The sequence below is a fragment of the Pseudoalteromonas sp. PS5 genome, assembly GCF_004103255.1.
Classification (GTDB): Bacteria; Pseudomonadota; Gammaproteobacteria; order Enterobacterales; family Alteromonadaceae; genus Pseudoalteromonas; species Pseudoalteromonas peptidolytica.
Genome location: NZ_RCSQ01000020.1, coordinates 21,471 through 29,702, shown reverse-complemented (window position 1 = coordinate 29,702; position 8,232 = coordinate 21,471). Strand labels below are relative to the sequence as shown.

Below are 8,232 nucleotides of genomic sequence, written 5' to 3'. Positions count from 1 at the left end.
AATTGAGCAAGTATTAAGCCAAATTGGTATAACGGGTGTTCTTTTCGCGCAGCCTGTGCAATTCCAGTTCTGGCCGCCAGCTTCAAGGTGTTACTTTAAATTCGGCTGAATAAGTTTCTTTGGGGTTTCATTTTTTCATCTCTATGAGCTAGTTAACTCATTTAATGAGGTGTCCAAAAGTGTTGAGTCAGATCAGTCGGAATAAAGCCGGTTATTGTAGAATCCTCTGCTTTGTGCATTGCACAAAGAAATGCATGTATCCGGCAAAGCTTCCCATTTCCTAAGCACATTACACTACTGCTAATTGCTCTTGATGCCTGTGCGCAAAGTTAGAGCCGACACAACCCGACATAATCAAGAACCACTTCAGCACACTGTGACTGACGTGGCGGAGCTTGCCAGATGTTTGATGAAAAAAAGAAATGGTATCAGATTTACACTCAGCCAAACTGTGAAAAAAGGCTTGACACAAAGCTTAAAGAATTGAGATTAACGAGCTATTTGCCATTGCGTAGATTGACCAAGCAATGGTCCGACAGGGTTAAGACAGTCGAAGAGCCTGCGTTTAAGTCTTACCTGTTTGCCAAGCTTCTCCCCGAGGAAATGCACTTGGTCGAGCGGCTGGCTGGATTTGGCTTCTTTGTTTCGTATAGTGATGGCAGCAATAAAGGCCGTGGCAGGGCCTTTCCAGCCATCACAGATCAGGATATTGAGCAGATTCAGGCTGTTTTGCAGGCGTTCCCGGAGGCACTGGTATATGAAGACAGACGCCTTAAAAAAGGCGCGCAAGTGGTTATTCGCGAGGGTAGTTTAAAGGGCTATCGCGGGGCGCTGTTGGCTGATGCAACAGACAACAAAGTGGCGCTTGCGCTGCAAGGCTTGTCACAATCTTTGGTCATCACTGTCCCGGTTGAGTTACTGGATATAGAGCCACAGGATAGGCCTTGAACAGTCAGAAAAGCGCTTTTATGAACAAAGTGATACTTCAATTGTGCAGGTACTGGCGTGTCGGTGAGGTCTAAGGGTGGTACTTTGCTTGGTATGGAGCAGGCTGAAGCAAGTGCTCAGCGACCCGAGCAGGTGATCCAGCAGCTTTATCTGGACAAACGTGTCAGGCAAAAACACAGTAGCCCGGCTCTGGGGTTCAACTTTATTCAGGATCTGATCATACAACCACTGCAAGAGGGCGGGAAAACGGCACTGCAACTCACAGAGTCTCGTTCTGAGCATGTTAGTTACTCAGCACTGGCACGGGCGATTGCTGTCACTACGCTTGGCTTGCAAGAAAACGGCGTGACCAGCGGCGATACTTTGCTGCTGGTAAACTTACCCGATCTGAGTTTACTGGTTCATATACTCAGTGCCATGCATCTAGGATGTGTGTTTTGTGTGGTGGATATGCCCAGAGATAATCGGTTTGAGCGATTTTTGCTCGGGGAAAAAATAGCGTCAATCACACCTGATCACATCATTACCAATACCAAGGCAGAGTTTGAATGGCTCAGTGATTCAGTTGAACCGCCCCTAGGTACGCTGCATGTCGCTGACGAGGTGTCAATGCCACTTCGGTGTTCTGATGCGTTTCTGCTCAATAGTGTGAAAAAAGACGCGGCCATATACAGCGCCGATAAGCCTGTGTGTATCGAGTTTGACTCCGGCTCATCAAACACCTGCAAACCTTACAAATTAACGGCCAGTACGTTTTTTGAAAGCCTGATGTTATCCAGTATTTATACGCTGGATCTGAAAAAAACCGATACCTTGGCAGTATTGGATCCCGGAGCATTGCAATATCAACTCATGCTTACCAGCCTGTTTGCCGGAAGTTGCTTTAAAGCACTAAACCCCAGCAGCAGTGTGCTGTGTGGTAATGGTGTATTACGTAAATCCAAGTGGCTAAGTAAGCTGCTAGACTGGCGCGCCAACACGGTTTTACTGTTGACCCCGGCACTTCGTGATTTAATTGTTGAACAGCCTAGGTATATCCGGCAATGCAGGCGCTACTTTATTCTGAACGACGATAATCAAGGTTTGCGATGGCAAAGTTTTTATCAGCGTAAGTGCCTACATGCAAAACCGGCATTAATGGGTGTTATCTGGCAGAGAGTACTCGGTGGAGTAGGTGCGTTAAGCTATAAAGATGCTGAAACTGACACATTCAGTGTGCTCCCGCTACCAGGCAGAGTGCATATCCTTGTTGACAAGCAAACAGGCGCGGCGTCACTAAACGGGTTTGGTTATTGTGCATATCCGTTGTCTGATAATGCGCTTTATATCACCCGTTATGGCAAGCTGAGTTACGGCGATAAAGTCAGTTACTTCAATGAGCTAAATACTTCCAACTATCCGTGTACCGATATTCTTGGTTATCTGACACATAATACAGCCAATGAGCGTTGGTGGGTGTCTTATCATTTTTTAGCCGACAATCCACCTCAATTACAGGTCTTGTATTGTGCCAAACCCGATGGCGAAAACACCATAGACAGAGATACCTGCTATTACGATGTAAAACACGCTACGCAAAGTCTGCTCACCGAGGCGCATGCAGAGGCTTGCGAGCAAAGCGAAACGACACCGACACATGTCAGCTATGCGTATCGTTATCTGGGTTATGAAAGCAGCCCTTACACGCTAATACCTGACCTTCAGGCCAATCCGGACGCATTGGCAGTCAAATCCAAATTAGCGATTTACAACACCCTGAGTGAAATTCGCTATCTACTCGATAACAGGCTCACAGAGTCCTAGTCACTTTCTTTAAAACAAACAGGAGTTTTTATGGCCATTCAAGATGATAAGAATATGCCTAAATCCCGCGTAACCTTGCGTTATCGCACCCAAATTAACGGCGTACCAGAAGACATTACTTTGCCGATGCGGATCCTTGTCGCCGGTGACTTTTCCGGATATGCCTCAAACGCAGACGCCGGCCAGGCCGATGAGAAGGGTCAGCGACTATCACTGGATAAACGGCATGTTTTTGATGCAACTGAAATCTCGGACATCAAGCTTCACGATGAAAACGGCGCCAAGCTGACACCCACTGAGCAGTATAACCCGGTCATGCAGCTGCTTCGTATCAAAGGCGATGTTCAAAAAGAGCTCCAGTTTAAACATCTGGATGCATTTAGCCCGGACAGGATCCTTGAAAACAGTCAGCCGGAAATCAAGAACAAACTTGAAATCAAACGCCTGCTTAACGAAGTCATGTCTAACTTGACCAATAACAAGCGTTACAGACAAGCACTGGAAGAATTACTGACAACTAATGACTCAGACACGGTGTTAGCAGCGCTTGAACAAATCATCAGCATCTATCGCCCGCAAACCAGCCAATGTGAAGCCTAAAGGAACCCGATTATGAGCGATCAAATCGCAACTAACTTCATTGACAACATACTTTACAGTGTCAACATCATCACCAAAGAACAAAATGAAAGCAGAGCAAGCGACCCATCTATTGGGGAAGCATTTGTAACCAAAAAGAAACATGGGCTGGCTCTTGAGGCGCTGTTACTTGCAGTCAATAGTCTGCCAGGTAAACCAGAAAATCTAAAAGAAGACAACTTAGGCCAATTTAAACAAGCCGCACTGCGGTGTATTGAGGAACTAATAAAGGTACCGCTTCACTTTGATATACCAAAAGGTGGCAAGCAGCTATTTGACATCGACGCGTTCATCATTGCCCTGTCTTCGTCTGCTGTATTGAGCGAAGCAAGAAAAAAAGCAATCCCTGAAGAGCATGCCAAACTGAGTGTCTGGCTCAATGACAAAGACGGCATTAACAGTCTTAAAGTGGCCATCGAAGATGCTCCGGATGTCGACACACTTAAAGCAGAACTCGAAAAAGAAGTGTATAAAAACTCCATTGGTACCCTGGACAACTTGCAAACGGAATTAAAAAGCGCCAAAGACAAGGCCGTATTCGAGCTGAATATCAAAGAAATAGAGACTGACCGGTTGCTGATGCAAATAGCAGCACTGGCCTACAATGAGTGTCTGCCAAAGAACCCTGAGGGCGATAAGAAAGGGTCTTCTTTGCTGTTCGAGCTCAAAGAAAACATTACCAAAAAAACCACATCCATAGACAATGTGATTCAGGAAGAGCTGGACACTGTGCTACATGAGCCCGCTTTTCAGCGCTTAGAGGCCAACTGGCGTGCTCTGGAATACCTGATTGAACAAACCGACTTTTCCAAAGACATCAAAATTGACTTATTGGATGTTACTAAAGAAGAACTGGAAGACGACTTTGCCGAAAATCGCCGCGATATCGCCAACAGCAGCCTGTTCAAAAAGCTCTATACCCAAGAGTACGATCAATATGGTGGCCAGCCCTATAGTGCCATGATAGGGCTTTACGAGTTTGAAAACAGCGAGCGCGATATAAATTGGTTAAGAACCATGGGTAAAATCGCCAATGCGTCACACTGTACCTTTGTGTCTTCGGTGGGCCCTAAGTTTTTCGTTGGCCATGACGACATCAACCAGCTGGCGGAAATCAAAAACCTAGAGTCGCACATGCTGCAGGGCAAGTTTTCTAAATGGAATGAGTTTAGAGACTCGGAAGAAGCCGCTTATCTGGCGTTCACGGTACCGAGATTTATGATCCGGGCTCCCTACCACATCGAAGATAACCCGGTTCCGGGTCTGAATTACTCTGAAACAGTCGACTCTCACACTCATTACACCTGGGCCAATGCAGCGATGTTGTTTGCCCGTAACATTGTGCATTCGTACGAAGAGACTTCCTGGTGCCAGACTGTTCGCGGCCCTAAAAACGGTGGCCATATACCCAACCTTGCCAGTCATACCTTTAAACAAAATGGCCTGACTCTGACCAAAGTACCGGTTGAACTGGTGATGCCGGATTATCGTGAATTGGAGTTTGCCAAAGCCGGATTTATGCCACTGGTTTATCAAAAAGACACCACCAATGCGTGTTTCTTTTCTTGTCAGTCCATCAAAAAGCCCAAGCGCTTTAAGGACCCAAGAGACACGGAAAACTCCCAGCTGGTTACAAACCTCTCTTACACCTTGTCCATTACCAAAATCGCCCACTACATCAAATGTATTATGCGCGACAACATAGGTGGTACTGCCGATGCGCCATACATTACCAACACCATCAGTAACTGGCTGAACAGCTACGTGACGACGGTTGTTAACCCGGATGACTTGACCCTGCGAAGCTATCCGTTCAAAGCCGTTAATGTTGAAACCGTTGCCCAGGAAGGGGACATAGGCTGGTATAAATGCACCGTGAGTGTCTCTCCTCATCTGCAGTTTGAAGGACTGGATGCCGAGCTGAGACTGGAAACACAACTTTAAAATTTAACTAATTATTGCGGAGACTATTATGGCTTCAACAAATCTGGCTTGCAGCGTTGAGCAGGGATTTAATTTTCAAAAAGATGCGCAAATTCAGGTGGGTCACATTACCTCACTGAAAATTGGCGACAAAGAATATAAAAAAGACTTGGCGGTCACCGTGCCGACAGACATCAGTGGTGACAAGGTTAAAGTGGTGGGGGTTATCTCAAATATCTTTTGGGAAGGCGGACACGCAGACCCGATCATGTTCGGCTGTCGCATTTCTACAGACAATAAGGAAAGCAGTGTATTGCTGCAACATACCTCGATGAGCGATACCAGTGTGTCTTTTTCCTTTGTCATTTATGATTATGACCCGAAAGAGAAGAAGTTCTATCCCGACTTCCACACCAATGAAACCGACTTGAATGGCCTGATTGCCAAAAACGGCGGCGAACTGGATTTTGGCGTTGACCTGGATCAGGCCGACGACGTGGTCTCGCCGAAAAACTTCAGCTTCTTCCTGGGGGTTATGCCAACAGAGGAAGAACAGGAAGCGCACTTTGCCGTCAACACCAGTGCTAAGTTCGTCAAGAAATGGGGTGTCAGCGTCGCTGAATAATCCACCCCGCCTCAGGGAGTGACTCATTCTGGACGGTTGCTCCCCATTTTTTGCTTCTAATATTTTACATCTGGAGAGACACATGCTGGGAGAACTGGCTCAGGTCCACTGGCAGCTTGGGCAAACCCTGCTGCCGGAACATTTTGTCGCACAAGAGACCGCTCTGTTAACCGACAGTTCAATCAGGTTCAGTCTGACTGGTAAACCCTTTTATGGGTTGGCGCAGCTGGCCCTGGACCTATCCGAAACTGCAAAGGATATAGTGGGGATCTCGGAGTTTTGTTGCATTTTACCTTCCGGCGAGCTCATAAAGCTCAATGCCAATGCTGAGTTTTTGTTTAACCGGGGGCAAGTGATCCTGCCAAAAAGCGCTGTTTGTGCCGATCTTTACATCAATATCTATGAACACAATGCGCTAACAGCACAAGACATTCGGCTTGAGCTGCAACAGGACGCAGAGCGCAATATAGCGCCCGTGAATGAAGAGGTGGTACGCAAAGGTTATGTGCTGGAGGTCATCTCAGTGCCAAACTGTGTAGACGAGGCTACGTCAGAAGTTGAAATGCTCTCCATACGTGGCAAACTGACCCAGCTTCATCAGTTTAAACTGGTTCACTTTGCAAAGAACAACGCACAAAACTGGTTGCCAGACGAGCGCTACTTACCGCCACTGCTGGTGCTCTCAAACTCCTCGCTGTTTGCCAAGCGAGCTCAGACACTGCAACAGTACCTGACCTGTTTCAAAACAGAACTCGAAGAGCCGATTTTACAAGCTATCGAAGCTAAAAATTCACAGCAGGCAGCATTATCAGCCATTGAGTGCCAACAACAAAGAGATGCCAGTGAACAGCAATCGGCAGAGGTGATCAAAGCACATCAGCTGAGCCTGTTGAGCAGCTTGTACAAAACGCAGCGGATGCTCAACACCATCACGCAGACCGACAGCGAGGTATTACTGCACCCGTTTGAACTGTTCTGTCAGCTCGAAGCGTTTTATATCGACTGTAAACTCTATCGCAATGGACTGCCCAAAACGGACGCTATCGTCTATCGCCACAATGCGCTGGCAGAGGTGTTTGACAAACTTATCGACTTGCTGGATGAGGTGATTTTCCTCAAAGAATACAGTTACCGGCATAGTGCTTTGCGCGAAACCAATGGCATATATTCCTGCGTGGTTGATGCCGATGCAGCACAAGAAAATACGCGCTTTTATCTGGCCATTTATCATGAAAGCCAGACTCAGGTGGGACAATGTCCGGTACCGAGTTTGGTCTCGTCGGAATCCAGGCTGCGCAGTGCCACCCCAGATAATATTGAAGGCCTGAAGCTGACTCAGGTGACCAGCGATACGGTGCTGGCCCGGCTGAATGAAAATCGCCCGCATAATCGCGGCGCACAATACTTTGAGGTACATAAAGATGGCGAGTGGCACGACATCGTGAAAGCGCACAGCTTCGCCTTTTATGGACAAAGTGAATTCAGGGGCTACTTGTTTGAATTTATAACGGAAACCAAAAACTATGCGGCTCGTCGGTAAGTTTTGTAGTAAGCCGGTTTACGCTGCTCACACGGTCACGGATGCGGTGAAAAATCACCTGACAGTCCTGCTTAACGCCACGGCCGGTTTTAGCCATTTCGATTTTGATTATGGGATCCCTTGTGAAATAGGTGAGCGTCCTTCACCGCAACTGATGCAAAGCCTGTGTGAGCATATCAGGATACAAATAACCCGTTGGGAAAGCCGTTTTAGCCTGACGGAAGTGCGCTACGAATTAGACACGCGCGAGTCGAGCATTTTACTGTACGGTGAAATTGACGGTGCACCTTGTAAATTTAGGGTGCAATTACGTGGGCCGACAATATGAGCACCCTGATCTGCACCATTGAGCTCAGTAAAGACGAGGGGGAAGGGATCACTGTGCATGTAAAAAATAAAGATTCCAGCGATGAGCATCAGATACAACTGAGTAATACCAGTATCACGCTCATCAGTAAAAACGGCTCATCGACCACGCAAACAACGCAAACCGCAGACTCACTGAGCATTGACGTCGATGGAAAAAAGAGTGTGCTGTCGATGAACAAAGAGACGATTGAAATGAGCTGCACAAACTTTTCTCTTAAAGCCAGTGGCAGCGTATCAGTTGAAAGCACGTCAGAAACCAGTATTAAGGCTGGCAGCAACTTCGAGGCGCAAGCTAATGCGCAGGTGAACGTGAAGGGCAATATGACGACCCTAGAAGGTCAAAGCATCACTAACATCAAAGGCGCGCTGATAAAGCAAGGTTAAA

8 protein-coding genes are annotated in these 8,232 nt (G+C 47.0%); all 8 read left to right on the top strand.

Annotation, left to right across the window (positions count from 1 at the left end; all coding sequences use genetic code 11):
• The first annotated feature begins 402 nt into the window (after positions 1–402).
• Positions 403–948 carry a UpxY family transcription antiterminator gene (locus tag D9603_RS02865; RefSeq protein WP_128729989.1) on the top strand — a complete coding sequence of 182 codons (546 nt, stop codon included), beginning with the start codon at positions 403–405 and terminating at the stop codon, positions 946–948.
• Between the two features lie 57 nt (positions 949–1,005).
• Complete coding sequence (locus tag D9603_RS02860) at positions 1,006–2,751, top strand: hypothetical protein (protein ID WP_128729987.1); 1,746 nt, start codon at positions 1,006–1,008, stop codon at positions 2,749–2,751.
• A 30-nt stretch (positions 2,752–2,781) separates the two neighbouring features.
• Complete coding sequence (locus D9603_RS02855; RefSeq protein WP_128729985.1) at positions 2,782–3,351, top strand: type VI secretion system contractile sheath small subunit; 570 nt, start codon at positions 2,782–2,784, stop codon at positions 3,349–3,351.
• A gap of 12 nt (positions 3,352–3,363) precedes the next feature.
• Positions 3,364–5,334 carry a type VI secretion system contractile sheath large subunit gene (gene tssC / locus D9603_RS02850; RefSeq protein ID WP_128729984.1) on the top strand — a complete coding sequence of 657 codons (1,971 nt, stop codon included), beginning with the start codon at positions 3,364–3,366 and terminating at the stop codon, positions 5,332–5,334.
• A 28-nt stretch (positions 5,335–5,362) separates the two neighbouring features.
• A complete protein-coding gene (locus D9603_RS02845) occupies positions 5,363–5,938 on the top strand; it encodes a hypothetical protein (protein WP_128729982.1) in 576 nt (191 codons plus the stop codon).
• A gap of 82 nt (positions 5,939–6,020) precedes the next feature.
• Positions 6,021–7,478: a type VI secretion system baseplate subunit TssK gene (gene tssK / locus D9603_RS02840; RefSeq protein ID WP_128729980.1), complete on the top strand. Its 1,458-nt coding sequence runs from the start codon at positions 6,021–6,023 to the stop codon at positions 7,476–7,478.
• The gene (locus D9603_RS02835) at positions 7,462–7,806 is read left to right on the top strand and encodes a GPW/gp25 family protein (RefSeq protein ID WP_128729978.1); all 345 of its coding nucleotides are present in this window, start codon (positions 7,462–7,464) and stop codon (positions 7,804–7,806) included. Before tssK ends, D9603_RS02835 begins: the two co-directional genes overlap by 17 nt.
• Positions 7,803–8,231: a hypothetical protein gene (locus D9603_RS02830; RefSeq protein ID WP_128729976.1), complete on the top strand. Its 429-nt coding sequence runs from the start codon at positions 7,803–7,805 to the stop codon at positions 8,229–8,231. The genes D9603_RS02835 and D9603_RS02830 overlap by 4 nt, the downstream gene beginning before the upstream one ends.
• Position 8,232: the final 1 nt, after the last annotated feature.

Coding starts and splice junctions, on each gene's coding strand:
- D9603_RS02865 (WP_128729989.1), top strand. CDS start 403: ATGTTTGATGAAAAAAAGAAATGGTATCAGATTTACACTCAGCCAAAC.
- D9603_RS02855 (WP_128729985.1), top strand. CDS start 2,782: ATGGCCATTCAAGATGATAAGAATATGCCTAAATCCCGCGTAACCTTG.
- tssC (WP_128729984.1), top strand. CDS start 3,364: ATGAGCGATCAAATCGCAACTAACTTCATTGACAACATACTTTACAGT.
- D9603_RS02845 (WP_128729982.1), top strand. CDS start 5,363: ATGGCTTCAACAAATCTGGCTTGCAGCGTTGAGCAGGGATTTAATTTT.
- tssK (WP_128729980.1), top strand. CDS start 6,021: ATGCTGGGAGAACTGGCTCAGGTCCACTGGCAGCTTGGGCAAACCCTG.
- D9603_RS02835 (WP_128729978.1), top strand. CDS start 7,462: ATGCGGCTCGTCGGTAAGTTTTGTAGTAAGCCGGTTTACGCTGCTCAC.
- D9603_RS02830 (WP_128729976.1), top strand. CDS start 7,803: ATGAGCACCCTGATCTGCACCATTGAGCTCAGTAAAGACGAGGGGGAA.